Source organism: Pseudomonas sp. 14P_5.3_Bac1, from assembly GCF_025466135.1.
In the GTDB taxonomy this organism is placed as follows: domain Bacteria; phylum Pseudomonadota; class Gammaproteobacteria; order Pseudomonadales; family Pseudomonadaceae; genus Aquipseudomonas.
On sequence record NZ_JANLOF010000066.1, the window covers coordinates 108,551 to 125,844 of the forward strand.

Here is a 17,294-nt window from a genome sequence, read left to right on the forward strand (position 1 = left end):
ATCGAGGTCAGGATGGATGCCCTGAAGGGTTTTAAGACAATCGCAGGCGTGGCGCTGTTGATGGTCGCGCTGCAACTGATCAATGTGGCGACCGGTTACAGCCTCATGGCATTCGGCCTGATCCCGAGAACGGTGCAGGGGCTGCTCGGCATCCTCACCTCACCGTTTTTGCACGCGTCGTTTGCTCATCTGAGCGCAAACCTGATTGCCTTTTTGGTCCTGGGCACCTTGGTCATTGTCGAAGGAATCCATCGGTTCATTGCCGTCAGTGCGATCATTATTTTGCTGGGCGGTTCGCTTGTCTGGCTGTTCGGTTTCAGCGGCGTACATATCGGTGCCAGCGGCTGGGTATTCGGCCTATGGGCCTACCTTTTGTCTCGCGCCTGGTTCCACCGAAGCTGGAGCAACCTGATAACGGCCGGTGTTGTAGCGGTGCTGTATGGTGGCCTGATCGTGGGTTTCCTGCCTCGTCAGGGGATCTCGTTCGAGGGGCACTTCTTTGGCGCGTTCGCCGGGTTTATTGCAGCCAAGGTACTTCTATCCTCGCCGCGCAGCAGGTTTAATGCCGGGTGAACGCACTTGAGCCTCCACACGCCGAGGCGATCTTGTCATCCGCAATCAAATACCCAGGGAGTCAGGGGCCAAATGTCGATGTTTCTTTTGTTGCGCCTGCGCGCCGCCTCCCTCTTTCCCCGCTTCTGCATCGCCTCCGCTCGCCTCAAGGAAATCTCCAATGGGATGGTTTAAACAATTGATGGGGCTTGAGGCCCCGAAAGCGAATACAGCGTCGCAATGGACAGCCGGCAACACCCAGCCGGTCACCGGCCCACTGGGCCTGGCACCCGGCAAAGGCGTGATGTTCGACGCGCGCCTGAAATTGTTGCTCGATGAAAAAACCACGGTAGTGATCCCCGGCTCCCAGGAAATCTGGGCCAACGGCACCGTTGATCTCGGCCAGTCGACCTGGCTGTCGCGCTACTACATGAACGACGAAGATTACTGGCTGCAGGTGCACACCACCGGCGAGATCGCCGGGCAGGTCGAGTCGGTGATCCTGTTCAATTACCTCAGTGTCGTCACCATCAGCAGTGAAGCGGAACTGCGTCGACTGGCGGGGCCACAGAGCCTGATCGGGCTGCCGACCTACACCCACAACGGCGTGGAGTACACCCGAGTGTGGGGCAGCGAGGCAGGCCAGACAGAGCTGGTGGCGATGACCGAACAGGTTGTAAACCCCGAGGACGCCTACAGCGTCGAGCACCGTTCGATGCTGTACGCCCGCGACACCGGCCTGACTGATCGTCGCGAGTTTCTGCTGTTTTCCGTCGAAGAAGACGCAGAGGGCACCGTCAGCCTGAGTACGTCGCTGGGCATTTCGCTGTACACAACCGACCTGACTACGCTTTAAAAAAGGAAAACTCCCATGCTGGAAGCTCTCTCTATCTCCCTGAACAAAGCCGCTGTGTTTGGCTTTGTCACCTACATCCTCGGTGCGGCTGTGCTGTTTGCACTGTTCCAGTTCATCTACACCCGCATCACGCCGCACAAGGAGTTCGAACTGATCCGTGCGGGTAACGTGTCGGCTGCGGTCGCCCTGGGCGGCGCTATCATCGGTTTCGCCATTCCGGCCAGCAACGTGATTGCCTACTCGATCAGCCTCCTCGACTTCGTCGTCTGGGCGGTGATTGCCGCCGTCGTCCAACTGTTGGCGTTTCTGCTGACCAGCCTGGTGCTCAAAGGCACGTCCGAGCGCATCAAGAATGGCGAACTCGCCGCCGGTATCTACGTGGCCGCCGTGTCCATCAGCGTCGGCATGTTGAATGCCGCGTGCATGACGCCTACCCAGAACTGATCGCGCACGGAGCTCCCGATGAAACGAAGCAAGTACGTCCAGTTGTCGCTGGCAGCGTCGGTCGCGATGGCGATATCCGGCTGCGGGCCGACCGAAAAAACCTACGATTTGCAAAAGAAGTACAACTTCCAGTCGGTTCAGCAATGCGCCGATGAAAAGCTTCCAGTGGACGTGTGCTCGGACGCCTACATGACGGCCATGGCCGAGCATCGGCGCATTGCACCGGTGTACGACAGCCAGGCCGATTGCGATGCCGACTTTGTCGCCAACTGGTGTCAGCAGGACTCCAACGGCAAGTTCATCCCCAAACTGGGCGGTTTCGAACTGACCGCCGCCGGCCAGGTGACGCAATCCCAGGTCGATGCGGCCAACGCGCAAGTCGGCGGTGCCCAAGCGAACAGTGGCGGCTCAGGCTTCTCCACCAGCAGCCTGCTCACCGGCCTGCTGATCGGCAACATGCTCAGCAACAATCGCAACAGCTACCGCTCCGAGCCGGTCTACCGCTACCGCGATGATCGCGGCGATTACGGCTCTTCGACGCTCAACCAGCGGGTCTCGAATGGGGCGACATTCGGCCGGTCCAACCAGGCCAGGTACGGCAGCAGCAATTACACCAACACGCTGCGCTCCTCCAGCAAGCCGGTGTCCGTGGCGTCCTCTACCTCCCGTGGCGGCTTTGGCAGCAAAGCCAGCGCCCGCAGCGGCTGGGGCGGTGGCGGGTCGAGCAGTTAAGGAAACCGGGCCATGAAAAAGATCCACTGTGCAGAGCGTCATGACTGGAAACGGACCGCCGACAGCCTCGGCTTCCTGTTCCACACCATCGACGACGAACCCTACTGGGACGAAAGCGCCTACTACCAATTCACGCTCAAGCAAATCGAGCGCGACCTCGAAGACCCGACCACCGAGATCCATGACATGTGCATGGACCTCGTGGCCCGCGTGGTTCAGAGCGAAGAGCTGTTGGAACGCCTGAGCATTCCCGCGCCGTTCTTCGACATGATTCGAACCTCATGGCTTGAAGGCCACCCGCACCTGTACGGGCGCATGGACTTTTCCTACAACGGCAGCGGGCCCGCCAAGCTGCTGGAACTCAACTACGACACACCGACCAGCCTCTATGAGGCGGCTGCGTTTCAATGGGGCTGGCTGGAACAATGCATCGAACGCGGCCTGCTGCCCAAGCACGCTGACCAGTTCAACAGCATCGACACCAAACTGCATCAGGCCTTCGCCCAATTGCAGGTCAACCAGCCGTTCTACTTCGCCTCGATGAAAGACTCGGTCGAAGATAAAGGCACCACCGACTACCTGCGCCTGGTCGCAGAAAAAGTCGGCATCGAATCACGCCACATCGACATCGAAGACATCGGCCTGACCAGTGATGGCCGTTTCGTCGACCTCGAAGATCGCTGGATCCCGCACCTGTTCAAACTGCACGCCTGGGAATTCATCTTCCACGAGCCCTTCGGCGCCGCGATTGCCCAGTGCGATACCCAGTTCTTCGAGCCCGCCTGGAAATCCATCCTCTCCAACAAAGGCATCCTGCCGCTGCTGTGGGAATTCAACAAAGGCCACCCCAACCTGCTCGCGTCCCACCTGGATACCGACCCCGGCAAAGCCGTGCCAAAGGGCTGGGTGCGCAAGCCGTTCTTCTCCCGCGAAGGCGCCAACATCGAACTGCACACCGCCGACGGCCTGATCGTAAAAGAAGACGGCCCCTACACGGATGCGCCGTTTATCCTCCAGGAGTTTGCGCCGCTGCCGCGCTTTGGTGACAGCTACACGCTGATCGGCTCCTGGGTGATCGGCGATCAAGCCGCCGGCATCGGCGTGCGCGAAGACAACAGTTTGATCACCAAGGACTCAAGCCGGTTCTTGCCGCACCTGATCCTCAACTGAGTAAGGGCAAACAGCGCCTCTGTGGTGAGCGGGTCTGCACCAATACTCAAGGCAGCTAAGATCAAATGTGGGAGCGGGCTTGCCCGCGAAGACGGTGTATCAGTCACCGAATATATCGACTGATTCACCGCCATCGCGGGCAAGCCCGCTCCCACAGTTTTTTGAGGGGGCTCTCAACCTCAGCCCTGACGCGCCGTCACCGCCGCATACCCATTCATCAAATTCCGATAGTTAGGAATCCGCTGAGACAACAAATTCCCCAACCCTTCCATGTCATTGCGCCAGTCGCCCTGCAACTCACACGCCACCGAAAACCAATTCATCAACTGCGCACCGGCCTGCGTCATCCGGCTCCACGCCGCCTGCTGCACCGTGGTATTAAACGTGCCCGACGCATCCGTCACCACAAACACCTCAAACCCTTCTGCCAGCGCCGACAACGTCGGGAACGCCACACACACATCCGTCACCACACCCGCAATGATGATCTGCTTACGCCCGGTCGCCTTGACCGCCTTAACGAAGTCCACGTTATCCCACGCATTAATCTGACCCGGGCGAGCGATATACGGCGCCTCCGGAAACATTTCCTTCAGCTCCGGCACCAACGGGCCGTTAGGGCCTTGCTCGAAACTGGTGGTGAGGATCGTCGGCAAGTTGAAGAACTTCGCCAGGTCGGCCAGGGCCAGCACGTTGTTCTTGAACTCGTTGGGGGAGAAGTCCTGCACAAGAGAGATCAGACCGGTTTGGTGGTCGACCAGCAGGACTACGGCGTCGTCTTTGTTCAAGCGGCTGAGGGTTGGAGTGCTCATGGTTGAAATCCTTTTTTGTTTAGGTTGGTTTGGCGTTGCGTTCAACATGGGCACAGATTAATGGGTGGGACGTGGGGGATAAATCGGGTGGGGTGAGTCTTACTGTCAACTCAAAGGCGACAGTGGTTGAAGAGCCAGCAGTACCGGTCCCTTTCATTTGCAGGACGTTTCCTAGAGAATCCGAGCGGCTTGCGCCAGCAAAATCCCGCGACTAGGCTGCGGACCGTCACTGCACATTCAGTGATCGGGTTTAGTCGCCCGGACTTCGCTAGGCGCACGCGCCATCCCAAAGCCAGGTGTCTCCTCATCTGCACTTTATGGTGGCTGTGCGCAGGGCATCTTCGGGTGCGCCGGTGCCTAGCGGCCGGTCGACTAACCTGCGTACAGCCGCCACCTCTGCTCGTTTAGTCGCGAAAGGACGGTGGTATCACTTACCGCTAGAGGTTTTCTATGGATAACGTTGTTTCGGATTTGCCGTCATCGGCTGCGACTAACCCATTTACCGTTAACGAAGAGCTGAGCTTTGAAGATGCCTGGGTGCGTGTTGCGGAGTTGCTTCAGTTTGCGGTGGCTACGTCGCGGGCGCTGGGTAAACCGCTGGAGGCGCCGCATCGGGCGGTGATGCATTTAGTGGAGATGGCGAAGATGGTGGCGGATCGGGCTGTGGAGTGTATGCAGCCTAAATAACGCGACTGAGGGGAGGGCGAGGCGATTAGCGGCCTGCTTTTGCTTATCCAATAGTCCAACAACGGTTGGACTATTGGTCTGTGGTTCTTACAGACATTAAAAAGCCGGCTTGTGGCCGGCTTCTCGGGGACTGCCCCAGCTTGTTTTTGACAAACCTCACCAGCCTTCAAATCGCTCAGCCAACTTACCGTCTGACTGAATAGTAGGGGCATCCGCGGGAACTCCTCCGCATCGCCAGGCAGGATGGATAGCGCAAAGCCACCCCCTGCCAAATGTGCGGCGGATGATACCCACATTCACCTCAAATGCCTACCTCCGGGTCCGATTTAGAGCCTTCCCAGCCCAGCAGTTGTTCGTCCAGCGGCACCGGTCGGCGGTTGTTGAGGGTGGACCACCAGAACACCCAGCCCACGATCTGAAAGTTCTGTTCGAAGCGTTGCTCGTGGGTGAGGTATTCGTCCGGGTGTTCGCTGGCGTTGTGGCTGCGCATGCGCAGGCCGCCGCCGGGGCGGTTGTAGAGGTATTTGATGCGTAGCATGCCGTCGTGTTCGACGGCGTAGATTTCGCCGTCGGTGATTTGGCTGCGGCCGCGGTCGATGGCGAGGGTGGCGCCTTGTTGGATGATGTCGATCATGCTGTTGTCGACCATGTAGGCGCCTATGGCGCGGTCGGGGTTTACGTTGAGGGTTTCCAGAGTGTGAAGGGAGACGCGAATGCGCTCGGTGGAGGTGAAGGTGGGGTGGAGGGCGATCTCCACGTCGATTTTTTCCGGGAGGCAGGCGGGGCCTGTGAGGTATTTGCCGCTTTCTTCGCGGGTGGGCAGTCCTTTGGTGGTGCCGGGGCCTTCCAGCAGGAAGTTGGCCGGTGGGTGTTTGAGGCCTTCGCCGGTGCGTAGCCAACGGCTGGAGACGCAGAGCAGTTCTGCGATCTCGTTGAGTCGGCCCATGGGCACGCCGCGTTTGAACCAGTTGTTCACGTGTTGAGGCGTGACGCCGCGGTTCTTGGCGAAGTCGGAGGCGGAAAGATGAACTTCCCGTAATAACGCTTTTAGTCGATCACCTGATGTATTCATAAACGCAGAGTTTACTGGCCGGAAAAAGACATCAAATAAACTATGCGTTGAATTGCGCGTGTAGGGATTTACTTAGTTGTAGGTCGATATGTCAGTGTCTTAACGCTGTTAAACATTGCGCATTAAACATTGCACTTGGAGTTTAATTTTTCCCACAAAAAAAGCCCCGAATAGTCGGGGCTTTTTTTAATTGCCGGGGCAATGAGGAGCGGGTATCAGCCTTTGTAGGCAGCCACCGACTTCATGATCTCGGCGCGGGCGGCGTCTGCGTTGCCCCAACCGTCGATCTTCACCCATTTGCCTTTTTCGAGGTCTTTGTAGTTCTCGAAGAAGTGCTTGATCTGTTCCAGCAGCAGTGGCGGCAGGTCAGTGTATTCCTTCACGTCCACGTACAGCTGGGACAGCTTGTCGTGGGGCACTGCGATAACTTTGGCATCGCCGCCGCCGTCGTCGGTCATGTTCAGGATGCCGACTGGGCGCGCGCGGATAACCGAGCCTGGGGTAACCGGGTAAGGGGTTACAACCAGCACGTCGAGGGGGTCACCGTCGTCAGCCAGGGTGTTGGGGATGAAACCGTAGTTGGCCGGGTAGAACATTGGGGTGGCCATGAAACGGTCAACGAACAGGCAGTCGCTGTCTTTGTCGATTTCGTATTTGATCGGCGCGTGGTTGGCCGGAATTTCGATGGCGACGTAGATGTCGTTCGGCAGGTCTTTGCCAGCCGGAATCTTGCTGTAGCTCATTGGGCGATGCCCCCGTAGTTGGCCATGGAACATGGCCGGATTGGCCTAAAAGTGGCGGCGATTATAGGCATATTCTGACGCCGATGCCATGCGTCAGACGTCGTACGGCGCGTGGCGTTCCGTCTGATAGCGCGCGTCGCTGGCTTGCAGTTGGTGCAGGCGGGCCATGGGATCCTGGCGATAGAAGCGGCTCAGTTGCGCGTACACCTGTGGATAAGTGCTGACCAGTAAATCCGGGGCGCTGAAAAAATATTCGCTGGTGACGGCAAAGAACTCCGCCGGGTTTTCGGCGGCGTAGGGGTCGATCTCGGTATGGGCGTCCGGGTTGGCGTCGAGCTGGCGATTGAGGTCATCAAAGGCGCTTTGCATTACGCTGGCCCATTCCTGCACGCGCATGTCGTGATGCAGCGGCGGCAGGCCGTTGGCGTCGCCGTTGAGCATGTCGAGTTTGTGCGCCAGCTCGTGGATCACCAGGTTGTAGCCTTCCCACTGGCCGCTGGCCAACACGCCGGGCCAGGCGAGAATCACCGGGCCTTGCTGCCAGGCTTCACCGCTGTGTTCGCCGTCCCACTCGTGTTCGACGCCGCTGGCATCGCGATGGCGTTGCGGGCTGACGAAGTCGTCGGGGTACAGCACGATTTCGTGGAAGCCCTGGTACCAATCGAGGTCGCCCAGGTTCATCAACGGCAGTTGCGCCTGGGCGGCGAGCAGCAGGCGGTGCTCCTGGTGCAGCTCGACGCCGGGCAGGGCGGTGAGGTGTTTTTCGGCGAGGAAGATCACGCAGGCTTCGCGCAGCCACTGGTCTTGCTCGGCGCTGATGCCGTCGAGAAAGCTCAGGTGGTGGCGCACCCGTTGCCAGGTGTCATCGGCAATCGGGTGCTTGGCCAGCAGGCGCCGGCGACGCCAGGCGCTGAGGGACCACATCGCAGGTTACTGCGGTTTGGCTTCGGAGGACGAGCGGCCAAAGCGGCTGCGGAACACACCGATGATCATCGGGATCAGCGACAGCAGGATGATAAACACCACCAGCAGCGACAGGTTCTTCTTGATGAACGGCACATTGCCGAAGAAGTAACCCAGGGTCACCAGGCCGCCGACCCACAGCACGGTGCCGAACACGCTGAACCCAAAGAAGCGCGGGTAAGGCATTTTGGCGATGCCGGCGACGAAGGGTGCGAAGGTGCGCAGGATCGGCAGGAAACGCGCCAGGGTCACGGTTTTGCCGCCGTGCTTGTCGTAGAACTCGTGGGTTTTTTGCAGGTAGTCGCGGCGGAAGATTTTCGAGTTCGGGTTGCTGAACAAGCGTTCGCCCACTGTTCGCCCGATCACGTAGTTGGTGCTGTCACCCAGGATGGCCGCCAGCATCAGCAAGCCGCCCAACAGGATCGGGTCCATGCCGCCGCCTGCCGCGATCGCGCCAGCGATGAACAGCAAGGAATCACCGGGCAGGAATGGCATGACCACCAAGCCAGTTTCGCAAAAGATAACCAGGAACAGAATGGCGTAGATCCACACTCCGTAGTTTCTCACCAGCATGTCGAGGTACACGTCGAGATGCAGGATAAGGTCGAGCGGGTTGAAATCCATGGATGGCACCTGTGTGAATGGCCCGGCTCAGCAGGCCAGTGCGGGGGTCTACGGGTAAGTAAGGCTACAAGTGTATGCCGTATTTCTTACAACCCTGAAAGGTCCGCATTATACGTATTGAGAGGTGAAAAGCGTGTGGGTTTTGTAGCGGGGCGTGTCGTGGGTATGTCCGATCTACATTGATCCAAATAGGGGAGCGGGCCTTCTGTGGCGAGCGGGCTTGCTGTGGCGAGCGGGCTTGCCCCGCGTTGGGCTGCGAAGCAGCCCCCGAGAAGTTCTGCATTCCTTCAGTTATAACTCGGCGTTTGGTTTTGGGGCTGCTGCGCAGCCCAACGCGGGGCAAGCCCGCTCGCCACACTCAGCCCGCTCGCCACTGTAAGGCCGTTCACCACAAGGGGAAGCCAACGTCATTCGGCGTTATCAGTTTTCGCTGATCGGCAACACGTAGTTCTTGAACTCCGTATCTTCGCGAAAGCCGATCGACTCATAAGTCTTCTGCGCCACCTCGTTATCACTGCTGGTTGACACCCGCAGCCGCACCGCCTGGGTTTCCTTGGCCATTTTCTTGGCCGTGCGCATCAGGTTGTCTGCCACCAATTGCCGGCGCGCATCTTCGGCCACGTAGATGTCGTTGAGGATCCACACGCGTTTAAGCGACAGCGACGAAAAGCTCGGGTACAGCTGACAAAAGCCCAGCAACCGCTTGTCATCATCGTCGGCCAGGGCCAGGTAGATCACCGACTCCTTGCGGCGCAGGCGTTTTTCCAGAAACGCCCGCGATGAATCCGGAAACGGCAGCGCGCCATAGAACTCGCGGTATTTGACGAACAACGGGGTCAACAGGTCTAAGTGTTCCAGGGTCGCTTGAGTAATCCGCATGCCAGGCCTCAACTTCCAAAGGGGGGATGACCACACAAGCGGCCGTGACCGGATGCTGCCTAATGGCGCGAAAAAGCGCAATCGTGCGGCTATCGTTCATTCCGGCGGGCTGAGCAGGAAATTGCCTTTCATCAGGTCAGGATCATCCGACTCGAGGGTCTGCACCTGTGCCTCGTCCTTGAGATTGACCCCCGACAGCTGCCGGCGACACGCCTCTTTCATCAAGTAAAGCAGGCGGTGCGCGGCCATGCCGTAGCTCAGGCCTTCCAGGCGCACATTGGAAATGCAGTTGCGATACGCATCGGTAAGCCCGACCTTGGGGTTGTAGGTGAAATACAGCCCCAGGCTGTCCGGCGAGCTGAGCCCCGGCCGCTCGCCGATCAGAATCACTACCATCTTGGCGCCCAGCAATTGGCCGATCTCATCGGCCACCGCTACGCGGCCCTGTTCCACCAGGATGACAGGCGACAAGGACCACCCTTCGGCGTGAGTCTGTTCTTCCATGCGTGTCAGAAACGGTAACGTGTGTTTATGCACGGCCAGCGCCGACAGCCCATCGGCCACCACCACGGCCAGGTCCACCCCGCCAGGGTTGGCGGCGGCGTAGTCGCGCAAGCTCTGCGCCGACTCATCACTGAGGCGTCGCCCCAGGTCCGGGCGTTGCAAATACATATGCCGGTCAACAGCGGCACTGTGCAGCAACAGGCTCTCACGGCCGCGCTCGGCCAATTGGCTGCTCAGGCCTTCATGGTCAAAAGGCAGGTGCACCGCATCGCGCGCCTGGGCGTGGGCGAATTGAAAATCCAGCTGCGCGCTGGTGGGAATGCTGGTGCCGGTGCGGCCCAGGGCGATGCGCGCCGGGGTCAGGCGGCGCAGTTCCAGCCACGGGTTGTCAGGCAGTTCTACTTGCACAGGCGGCTCCTTCATCCCAATTGCTTCAAGGCGTGGCGAAATGCCGGTGGCAGGCTGTTGCCGAAGTGCACCTTGCCGTCGGCTTGCGTGAAGATGCCCATCTTGGCCAGCCACTGTTCAAACTCCGGCGCCGGTTTTAAACCCAATGTTTGCCGGGCGTATAACGCGTCGTGAAACGAGGTGGTCTGGTAGTTGAGCATGATGTCGTCGGAGCCGGGGATGCCCATGATGAAGTTGATCCCGGCCACGCCCAACAGGGTCAGCAGGGTGTCCATGTCATCCTGGTCGGCCTCGGCGTGGTTGGTGTAGCAGATGTCGCACCCCATCGGCACGCCGAGCAGCTTGCCGCAGAAGTGGTCTTCGAGGCCGGCGCGGATGATCTGCTTGCCGTTGTACAGGTACTCGGGGCCGATAAAACCTACAACGGTGTTGACCAAAAACGGCTTGAAATGCCGCGCAACGGCGTAGGCGCGGGTTTCGCAGGTTTGCTGGTCGACGCCAAAGTGCGCGTTGGCCGACAAGGCGCTGCCCTGGCCGGTTTCGAAGTACATCAGGTTCTGGCCCAAGGTGCCGCGGTTCAGGCTCAAGCCCGCTTCGTAACCTTCCTGCAGCACGCTCAGGCTGATGCCGAAACTGGCGTTGGCCGCTTCGGTGCCGGCAATCGACTGAAACACCAGGTCCAGCGGTACACCTCGGTTGATGGCCTCGATGGACGTGGTCACGTGGGTCAGCACACACGCCTGGGTGGGGATTTCGTAGCGCTGGATGATCGCATCGAGCATCTCAAGCATCGCGCAGATCGAGGCGATGCTGTCGGTGGCCGGGTTGATGCCGATCATGGCGTCACCGTTGCCGTAGAGCAGGCCGTCGAGAATGCTCGCCGCGATGCCCGCCGGCTCATCCGTCGGGTGGTTGGGCTGCAGGCGCGTTGACAGGCGCCCGCGCAGGCCCATGGTGCCGCGAAACTGGGTGACCACGCGGATCTTTTGCGCAACCAGCACCAGGTCCTGCACGCGCATGATCTTGGAGACGGCGGCGGCCATTTCCGGTGTCAGCCCCGGCGCCAATGCGCGTAGGGCGTGTTCGTCGGCCGCGTCACTGAGCAGCCAGTCGCGCAGGCCGCCGACGGTGAGGTGACTGACCACGCTAAACGCCTGTTTATCGTGGGTGTCGATGATCAGCCGGGTGACTTCGTCGCTTTCGTAGGGGATCAGCACTTCTTCGAGGAAGTGTTTCAGCGGGATGTTCGCCAACGCCATCTGCGCGGCCACGCGTTCGCCGTCGTTCTGCGCGGCCACGCCGGCGAGGAAGTCCCCGGAGCGCGCCGGGCTGGCCTTGGCCATCACGTCCTTGAGGCTGTCGAAGCGGTAGGTCTGTGCACCCACCGCGTGGGAAAAGCTTGCCATACAGTGTCTCCTTGGCGACGCGGGCCAACTGCCCGCGTCGAGGTTTACGGCATTCAGTGCAAGGCGGCCTCTGCGGCCTGGATCGCGGCGAATTCTTCTTCGGGCGTGCCTGCTACCAAGTGATGCCGGCTGTAGAAAGCAAAGTAAGCAATTAATACTCCATAGATGATCGCGGCGCCAATCACCACCCGTGGATCCACCAGAAAGCCCGCTACTACGGCTACGCAGGCCAGTACCAGCGCGACACCTGAGGTGAAAATGCCGCCCGGTGTGCGGTACGGGCGATCCATTTTGGGGCGGCGGATGCGCAGGGTGATGTGCGCGGCCATCATCAGTACGTAGGAAATGGTCGCGCCAAACACCGCCACCAGGATCAGCAAATCACCCTGGCCGGTCAGCGACAGGCCAAAACCGATGATGCCCGGGATTACCAACGCCAGCACCGGCGCCTTGCTTTTGTTGGTCTGCGACAGTTTGCGCGGCAAGTAACCGGCGCGGGACAAGGCGAAGATCTGCCGGGAATACGCGTAGATGATCGAGAAAAAGCTCGCGATCAAGCCTGCCAAGCCGACCAGGTTGACGAAGCTGCCCATCCAGGTCGAACCGCCGTAGGACAGTGCCAGCGCCTCAACCAACGGGTTGCCCGACTTGATCAACGCGTAAGTGCCCGCGCCGCCGGGGGCGATAACCAGAATCAACAGGGCAAAACTGGTCAGCACCACAATGGCGCCGATCAGGCCACGAGGCAGGTCACGCTTGGGGTTCTTGGTTTCTTCGGCAGCCAACGGCACGCCTTCGACGGCGAGGAAAAACCAGATTGCATAGGGAATCGCCGCCCATACGCCGACGTAGCCGAACGGCAAGAACGTGCTGGCGCCTTTGGCCTCGGTCACCGGGATGTCCAGCAGGTTCGCAACGTTGAAGTGCGGCACCATCGACACCAGGAACACGCCCAAGGCAATCGCTGCAACGGCGGTAATCACAAACATCAGCTTCAAGGCTTCGCCCACGCCGAAAATGTGGATGCCGATAAAGATGATGTAGAACGCCAGGTAAATCATCCAGCCGCCAATGCCGAACAGCGACTCGCAATAAGCGCCGATAAACACCGCAATGGCGGCGGGGGCGATGGCGTATTCGATCAGGATCGCGGTGCCGGTGAGGAAGCCGCCCCAGGGGCCGAAGGCGCTGCGGGCAAAGCCGTAGCCGCCGCCGGCGGTGGGGATCATGGAAGACAGTTCGGCCAGGGAGAAGCACATGCACAGGTACATGGTGGCCATCAGCAAGGTGGCGAGGAACATGCCGCCCCAGCCACCTTGGGCCAGGCCGAAGTTCCAACCGGCGTAGTCGCCGGAGATCACATAGGCAACGCCAAGGCCGACCAACAGCACCCAGCCGGCGGCGCCTTTTTTCAGTTCGCGTTGTTGGAAGTAGTCGGTGCCGACTTTTTCGAAGTCGACGGAAGAGCCAGTAGGTTCGCTAGGCATGGGAAAGTACCGTCCATTCTTATTGTTTTTAACTCGGCCTCTTTGTGCCGAATGCGAGTTGCGAGTACTTGCGAAGAGCTAATGTGGGCGCTGGCTTGCCTGCGAAAGCAGTGTGTCAGCCACCACACGCTTAGTTGATACACCCCCATCGCAGGCAAGCCAGCTCCCACACTTGATTGCATTTCAAGTTGAGAACTGGTCGCCCGTTACAGGTTTAAGTTAGAAAAAGCCCAACGGATTAATGTCGTAGCTCACCAGCAAGTTCTTGGTCTGCTGGTAGTGATCCAACATCATCTTGTGCGTCTCACGGCCCACACCGGACTTCTTGTAACCGCCGAACGCGGCGTGCGCCGGGTACAGGTGGTAGCAGTTGGTCCACACGCGGCCGGCCTTGATCGCGCGGCCCATGCGGTAGGCGCGGTTGATGTCGCGGGTCCACACACCGGCACCCAGGCCGAACTCGGTGTCGTTGGCAATCGCCAGGGCTTCGGCTTCGTCCTTGAAGGTGGTGATGCTCACCACCGGGCCGAAGATTTCTTCCTGGAACACGCGCATTTCATTGGTGCCCTTGAGCAGGGTCGGCTGGATGTAATAACCGCCGGCCATGTCGCCGGTAAGCTGCTCGACCTTACCGCCGGTGAGCAGTTGCGCGCCTTCGCCCTTGGCGATTTCCAGGTAGGAGAGGATCTTGTCGAACTGCTGCTCGGACGCCTGGGCGCCCACCATGGTGTCGGTGTCCAGCGGGTCGCCGCGTTTGATCTGCTCGATCTTTTTCATCACCACTTTCATGAAGTCGTCGTAGATCGACTCTTCCACCAGCGCGCGCGATGGGCAGGTGCACACCTCGCCCTGGTTGAAGAACGCCAGCACCAGGCCTTCGGCGGCCTTTTCGATAAACGACGGTTCGGCTTTCATGATGTCGGCGAAGAAGATGTTCGGCGACTTGCCGCCCAGCTCAACGGTGGACGGAATAATGTTCTCGGCCGCCGCGTGCATGATGTGCGAGCCCACCGGTGTCGAGCCGGTAAAGGCGATCTTGGCGATGCGCTTGCTGGTGGCCAGGGCTTCGCCGGCTTCTTTGCCGTAACCGTGTACCACGTTCAGCACGCCTGGCGGCAGCAGGTCGCCGATCAGCTCCATCAGCACGTTGATGCCCAGCGGCGTTTGCTCGGCGGGCTTGAGCACCACGCAGTTACCGGCAGCCAGGGCCGGGGCGAGTTTCCACGCGGCCATCAGCAGCGGGAAGTTCCACGGGATGATCTGGCCGACCACGCCCAGCGGCTCGTGGAAGTGATACGAGGCGGTCAGTTCGTTGATTTCGGCGCTGGTGCCTTCCTGCGCGCGGATGCAGCCGGCGAAGTAGCGGAAGTGGTCGGCCGCCAGTGGGATGTCGGCGTTGAGGGTTTCACGCACGGCTTTGCCGTTGTCCCAGGTTTCGGTGATGGCCAGCAGTTCGAGGTTCTGTTCGATGCGGTCGGCGATTTTCAGCAGCACCAGCGAGCGGTCCTGAGCCGAGGTCTTGCCCCAGGCATCTGCGGCGGCGTGGGCGGCGTCGAGGGCTTTGTCGATGTCTTTGGCCGTGGAGCGCGGGAAGTCGGCGATAGGCTTGCCGTTGACCGGCGAGGTGTTGGTGAAGTAGTTGCCATCCACCGGCGCGACGAATTCGCCGCCGATGTAGTTACCGTACTTGGCCTTGAACGAAACGATCGCGCCTTCAGTACCGGGATTTGCATAACGCATGGTGGGTATCTCCTGACTTTTATGTTTATTGGAGTTCAGCGGTGTTGCGCTTGATAAAGCGTAGAGCAAAGGTCGGGCCACTGCTTTGCAGGCCAGGTAAATCAAGGGCTTGAGGTTTATTGCAAAGCGTTGCTGTGACAGGGCTGGTACAGGCGGGGTGACAGTGTGTGCCATAAACGGTACAGCCTATGACCGGCGGGTCTGCCCGGGATTGCAATGCCTGGATGGCTGGGGGATGCTGGCTGTTCTCACGCAGAGAGAATAATAAGAACATGCAAAACGATCATTTCAGTCGCCATGCCCAGCAAGTCCTCACCGTCACCCGTGGGCAGGACCTTGCCCAAGGCCCCGGCAGCGACCCGTCCATCGCCCGCTCCTGGCTGCGTTGCCTGGAGGATTATCACCTCGACCCCGCCTTGAGCATCGCCCCCACCGTGCTCGAACATGGCCGCCTGCTGGAAAGCCGCGAACGCCTGCAGCAGGTGCTGCACATCGCCGGCAGCGAAATGAACAGCCTGCATCAGCAGCTTTCCGGCGCCGGCCATGCGGTATTGCTCACCGATGCGCGTGGGGTGATTCTCAACTGTGTGACGGCACCTTCGGAACGCAAGATTTTCGAGCGTGCCGGGCTGTGGCTGGGCGCCGACTGGAGCGAAGCGTGCGAAGGCACCAACGGCATCGGCACCTGCCTGGTGGAGCGCCAGTCCCTGACCATTCACCGTGATGAACATTTTCGCGGCCGCCACACCGGCCTGACCTGTTCGGCAAGCCCGGTGTTCGACCCTCAGGGTGAGCTGTTGGCCGTGCTGGACGTGTCGTCGGCGCGTGAAGCCGTGTCGCGTCAGAGCCAATTCCACACCATGGCGCTGGTGAACCTGTCAGCGAAGATGATCGAGAGTTGTTACTTCCTGCGTCATTTTGAAAACCAGTGGTTGTTGCGTTTTCACCTGCAGGCCGAATCCGTGGGGCTGTTCAGTGAAGGGTTGCTGGCGTTCGATGGCGAAGGGCGGATCTGCGCCGTCAACCAAAGCGCGCTGAACCTGCTGGCACAGGCTCGTGGCGGTTTGCTGGGGCAACCGGTGGAGGCGTTTTTCGAGTGTTCCCTTGATCAGCTGCTCGGCCGTGCCAGCGCCAATGCGACAGCCAGTTGGCCACTGCGTACCCGTGATGGCCGGCATCTATTCGCCGCATTGCGCGGCCAGGCGCGCAGCGTACCGGCACCGCTGGCCAAGCCCGAGGCGCCGCGCCTGGCGGGCATCTGCCTGGGCGACCCGGTGCTGCAGAATGAGTTTCGCAAGGCGCTGCGGGTGTTCGAACGTGACGTGCCGTTGCTGATCAACGGTGAAACCGGTTCGGGCAAGGAAGCCTTCGCCAAGGCCGTGCATCAGGCCAGTCAGCGGGCCGACAAGGCGTTTGTTGCGCTCAATTGCGCCGCCATCCCTGAAAGCCTGATCGAAAGCGAGCTGTTCGGGTATCGCGGCGGCAGTTTTACCGGCGCGCTCAAGGAAGGCATGCGCGGCAAGTTACAGCAGGCCGACGGCGGCACCTTGTTTCTCGACGAGATCGGCGACATGCCCCTCGCATTGCAAACCCGTCTGCTGAGGGTGTTGGAAGACCGTCTGGTCGTGCCCATCGGCGGTGAGCCGCAAGCAATCAATGTGCGGATCATCAGCGCAACCCACCGTGATTTGTTGGCGCGTGTGGCCAGCGGCAGCTTCCGCGAAGATTTGTACTACCGCCTCAATGGCCTTGAAATTGACGTGCCGCCTCTGCGTGAGCGCAGCGACAAAGCCCAATTGCTGGACTTTTTGCTCGCCGATGAGGCGCCAGGGCAGGTCGTGTTGCTCGACCAGACAGCGCGCCAGGCGCTGCTGGACTTTGCCTGGCCGGGCAACGTGCGGCAGTTGCGCAACGTATTACGCACCTTGGCGGCGTTGTCCGAGGATGGGCGCATCAGGTTTGACGACTTGCCGCCAATCATTCGCCAGGCCCGCCCCGCCGTGGCCTCTGAACCCGTTCCCGGTCTTGCCTTGAACGATGCGGAGCGCGTGGCCTTGCTTGAAGCGTTGCAGCAACACCATTGGCACATGACCCACACCGCTGAGCATTTGGGGGTGAGCCGAAATACGCTTTACAGAAAGTTGCGCAAACACGGGATTGAACGAAGTTCTTGAGCTTAGTCAGGCAATTAACGCCGGTTATGTGTTGCGTAATG

The 17,294-nt window shown here is 60.0% G+C and carries 17 protein-coding genes; 7 read left to right on the forward strand and 10 right to left on the reverse strand.

The annotated features are described in order from the left end of the window. Positions 1-12: 12 nt before the first annotated feature. From NTD89_RS17845 to NTD89_RS17865, 5 genes are all read left to right on the forward strand, one after another. On the forward strand, positions 13-573 hold the full coding sequence (locus NTD89_RS17845; protein WP_262208845.1) for a rhomboid family intramembrane serine protease: 561 nt from the start codon (positions 13-15) through the stop codon (positions 571-573). A 160-nt stretch (positions 574-733) separates the two neighbouring features. Then, entirely contained in the window at positions 734-1,408 is a 675-nt protein-coding gene (locus NTD89_RS17850; RefSeq protein WP_262208847.1) for a YjfK family protein, read from the forward strand. A gap of 15 nt (positions 1,409-1,423) precedes the next feature. Then, the gene (locus NTD89_RS17855; protein WP_106580265.1) at positions 1,424-1,852 is read left to right on the forward strand and encodes a DUF350 domain-containing protein; all 429 of its coding nucleotides are present in this window, start codon (positions 1,424-1,426) and stop codon (positions 1,850-1,852) included. Positions 1,853-1,870: 18 nt separating this feature from the next. Beyond that, the gene (locus NTD89_RS17860) at positions 1,871-2,584 is read left to right on the forward strand and encodes a DUF1190 domain-containing protein (RefSeq protein WP_159960212.1); all 714 of its coding nucleotides are present in this window, start codon (positions 1,871-1,873) and stop codon (positions 2,582-2,584) included. A gap of 12 nt (positions 2,585-2,596) precedes the next feature. After that, positions 2,597-3,754, forward strand: a complete 1,158-nt coding sequence (locus NTD89_RS17865) for a glutathionylspermidine synthase family protein (RefSeq protein ID WP_262208849.1) — start codon at positions 2,597-2,599, stop codon at positions 3,752-3,754. A 179-nt stretch (positions 3,755-3,933) separates the two neighbouring features. Here the strand turns inward: NTD89_RS17865 and ycaC are convergent, their stop codons facing one another. Next, positions 3,934-4,566 (reverse strand): isochorismate family cysteine hydrolase YcaC, encoded by a 633-nt coding sequence (gene ycaC / locus NTD89_RS17870; protein ID WP_262208850.1) that lies wholly within the window; start codon positions 4,564-4,566, stop codon positions 3,934-3,936. Positions 4,567-5,016: 450 nt separating this feature from the next. On the opposite strand from ycaC, the gene NTD89_RS17875 reads away from it, so the two are divergent. Then, the gene (locus NTD89_RS17875) at positions 5,017-5,253 is read left to right on the forward strand and encodes a hypothetical protein (RefSeq protein ID WP_262208852.1); all 237 of its coding nucleotides are present in this window, start codon (positions 5,017-5,019) and stop codon (positions 5,251-5,253) included. Between the two features lie 301 nt (positions 5,254-5,554). On the opposite strand, the gene NTD89_RS17880 is transcribed toward NTD89_RS17875, so the two are convergent. The 9 genes from NTD89_RS17880 to NTD89_RS17920 form a co-directional block, all read right to left on the reverse strand. Then, positions 5,555-6,325: a helix-turn-helix transcriptional regulator gene (locus NTD89_RS17880; protein WP_262208853.1), complete on the reverse strand. Its 771-nt coding sequence runs from the start codon at positions 6,323-6,325 to the stop codon at positions 5,555-5,557. 215 nt (positions 6,326-6,540) lie between these two features. Then, positions 6,541-7,068: an inorganic diphosphatase gene (ppa, locus tag NTD89_RS17885; protein ID WP_003176323.1), complete on the reverse strand. Its 528-nt coding sequence runs from the start codon at positions 7,066-7,068 to the stop codon at positions 6,541-6,543. A 93-nt stretch (positions 7,069-7,161) separates the two neighbouring features. Then, on the reverse strand, positions 7,162-7,992 hold the full coding sequence (locus NTD89_RS17890; protein WP_262208855.1) for a zinc-dependent peptidase: 831 nt from the start codon (positions 7,990-7,992) through the stop codon (positions 7,162-7,164). Between the two features lie 6 nt (positions 7,993-7,998). Beyond that, on the reverse strand, positions 7,999-8,655 hold the full coding sequence (locus NTD89_RS17895) for a DedA family protein (protein WP_106579396.1): 657 nt from the start codon (positions 8,653-8,655) through the stop codon (positions 7,999-8,001). Positions 8,656-9,075: 420 nt separating this feature from the next. After that, positions 9,076-9,534, reverse strand: coding sequence for a GNAT family N-acetyltransferase (locus NTD89_RS17900; protein WP_145162530.1), 459 nt, complete (start codon positions 9,532-9,534; stop codon positions 9,076-9,078). Between the two features lie 96 nt (positions 9,535-9,630). Beyond that, complete coding sequence (gene eutC / locus NTD89_RS17905) at positions 9,631-10,461, reverse strand: ethanolamine ammonia-lyase subunit EutC (protein ID WP_145162527.1); 831 nt, start codon at positions 10,459-10,461, stop codon at positions 9,631-9,633. Further along, on the reverse strand, positions 10,458-11,852 hold the full coding sequence (locus tag NTD89_RS17910) for an ethanolamine ammonia-lyase subunit EutB (protein WP_169367687.1): 1,395 nt from the start codon (positions 11,850-11,852) through the stop codon (positions 10,458-10,460). The genes eutC and NTD89_RS17910 overlap by 4 nt, the downstream gene beginning before the upstream one ends. A gap of 53 nt (positions 11,853-11,905) precedes the next feature. Continuing rightward, positions 11,906-13,339, reverse strand: coding sequence for an ethanolamine permease (gene eat / locus NTD89_RS17915; protein WP_145162522.1), 1,434 nt, complete (start codon positions 13,337-13,339; stop codon positions 11,906-11,908). Between the two features lie 219 nt (positions 13,340-13,558). Further along, positions 13,559-15,079 carry an aldehyde dehydrogenase family protein gene (locus tag NTD89_RS17920; RefSeq protein WP_262208860.1) on the reverse strand — a complete coding sequence of 507 codons (1,521 nt, stop codon included), beginning with the start codon at positions 15,077-15,079 and terminating at the stop codon, positions 13,559-13,561. A gap of 272 nt (positions 15,080-15,351) precedes the next feature. Here NTD89_RS17920 and NTD89_RS17925 point away from each other — a divergent pair, with 272 nt between their 5' ends. Beyond that, positions 15,352-17,253, forward strand: a complete 1,902-nt coding sequence (locus tag NTD89_RS17925) for a sigma-54-dependent Fis family transcriptional regulator (protein WP_262208861.1) — start codon at positions 15,352-15,354, stop codon at positions 17,251-17,253. Positions 17,254-17,294: the final 41 nt, after the last annotated feature.

Coding starts and splice junctions, on each gene's coding strand:
- NTD89_RS17845 (WP_262208845.1), top strand. CDS start 13: ATGGATGCCCTGAAGGGTTTTAAGACAATCGCAGGCGTGGCGCTGTTG.
- NTD89_RS17850 (WP_262208847.1), top strand. CDS start 734: ATGGGATGGTTTAAACAATTGATGGGGCTTGAGGCCCCGAAAGCGAAT.
- NTD89_RS17855 (WP_106580265.1), top strand. CDS start 1,424: ATGCTGGAAGCTCTCTCTATCTCCCTGAACAAAGCCGCTGTGTTTGGC.
- NTD89_RS17860 (WP_159960212.1), top strand. CDS start 1,871: ATGAAACGAAGCAAGTACGTCCAGTTGTCGCTGGCAGCGTCGGTCGCG.
- NTD89_RS17865 (WP_262208849.1), top strand. CDS start 2,597: ATGAAAAAGATCCACTGTGCAGAGCGTCATGACTGGAAACGGACCGCC.
- ycaC (WP_262208850.1), bottom strand. CDS start 4,566: ATGAGCACTCCAACCCTCAGCCGCTTGAACAAAGACGACGCCGTAGTC.
- NTD89_RS17875 (WP_262208852.1), top strand. CDS start 5,017: ATGGATAACGTTGTTTCGGATTTGCCGTCATCGGCTGCGACTAACCCA.
- NTD89_RS17880 (WP_262208853.1), bottom strand. CDS start 6,325: ATGAATACATCAGGTGATCGACTAAAAGCGTTATTACGGGAAGTTCAT.
- ppa (WP_003176323.1), bottom strand. CDS start 7,068: ATGAGCTACAGCAAGATTCCGGCTGGCAAAGACCTGCCGAACGACATC.
- NTD89_RS17890 (WP_262208855.1), bottom strand. CDS start 7,992: ATGTGGTCCCTCAGCGCCTGGCGTCGCCGGCGCCTGCTGGCCAAGCAC.
- NTD89_RS17895 (WP_106579396.1), bottom strand. CDS start 8,655: ATGGATTTCAACCCGCTCGACCTTATCCTGCATCTCGACGTGTACCTC.
- NTD89_RS17900 (WP_145162530.1), bottom strand. CDS start 9,534: ATGCGGATTACTCAAGCGACCCTGGAACACTTAGACCTGTTGACCCCG.
- eutC (WP_145162527.1), bottom strand. CDS start 10,461: ATGAAGGAGCCGCCTGTGCAAGTAGAACTGCCTGACAACCCGTGGCTG.
- NTD89_RS17910 (WP_169367687.1), bottom strand. CDS start 11,852: ATGGCAAGCTTTTCCCACGCGGTGGGTGCACAGACCTACCGCTTCGAC.
- eat (WP_145162522.1), bottom strand. CDS start 13,339: ATGCCTAGCGAACCTACTGGCTCTTCCGTCGACTTCGAAAAAGTCGGC.
- NTD89_RS17920 (WP_262208860.1), bottom strand. CDS start 15,079: ATGCGTTATGCAAATCCCGGTACTGAAGGCGCGATCGTTTCGTTCAAG.
- NTD89_RS17925 (WP_262208861.1), top strand. CDS start 15,352: ATGCAAAACGATCATTTCAGTCGCCATGCCCAGCAAGTCCTCACCGTC.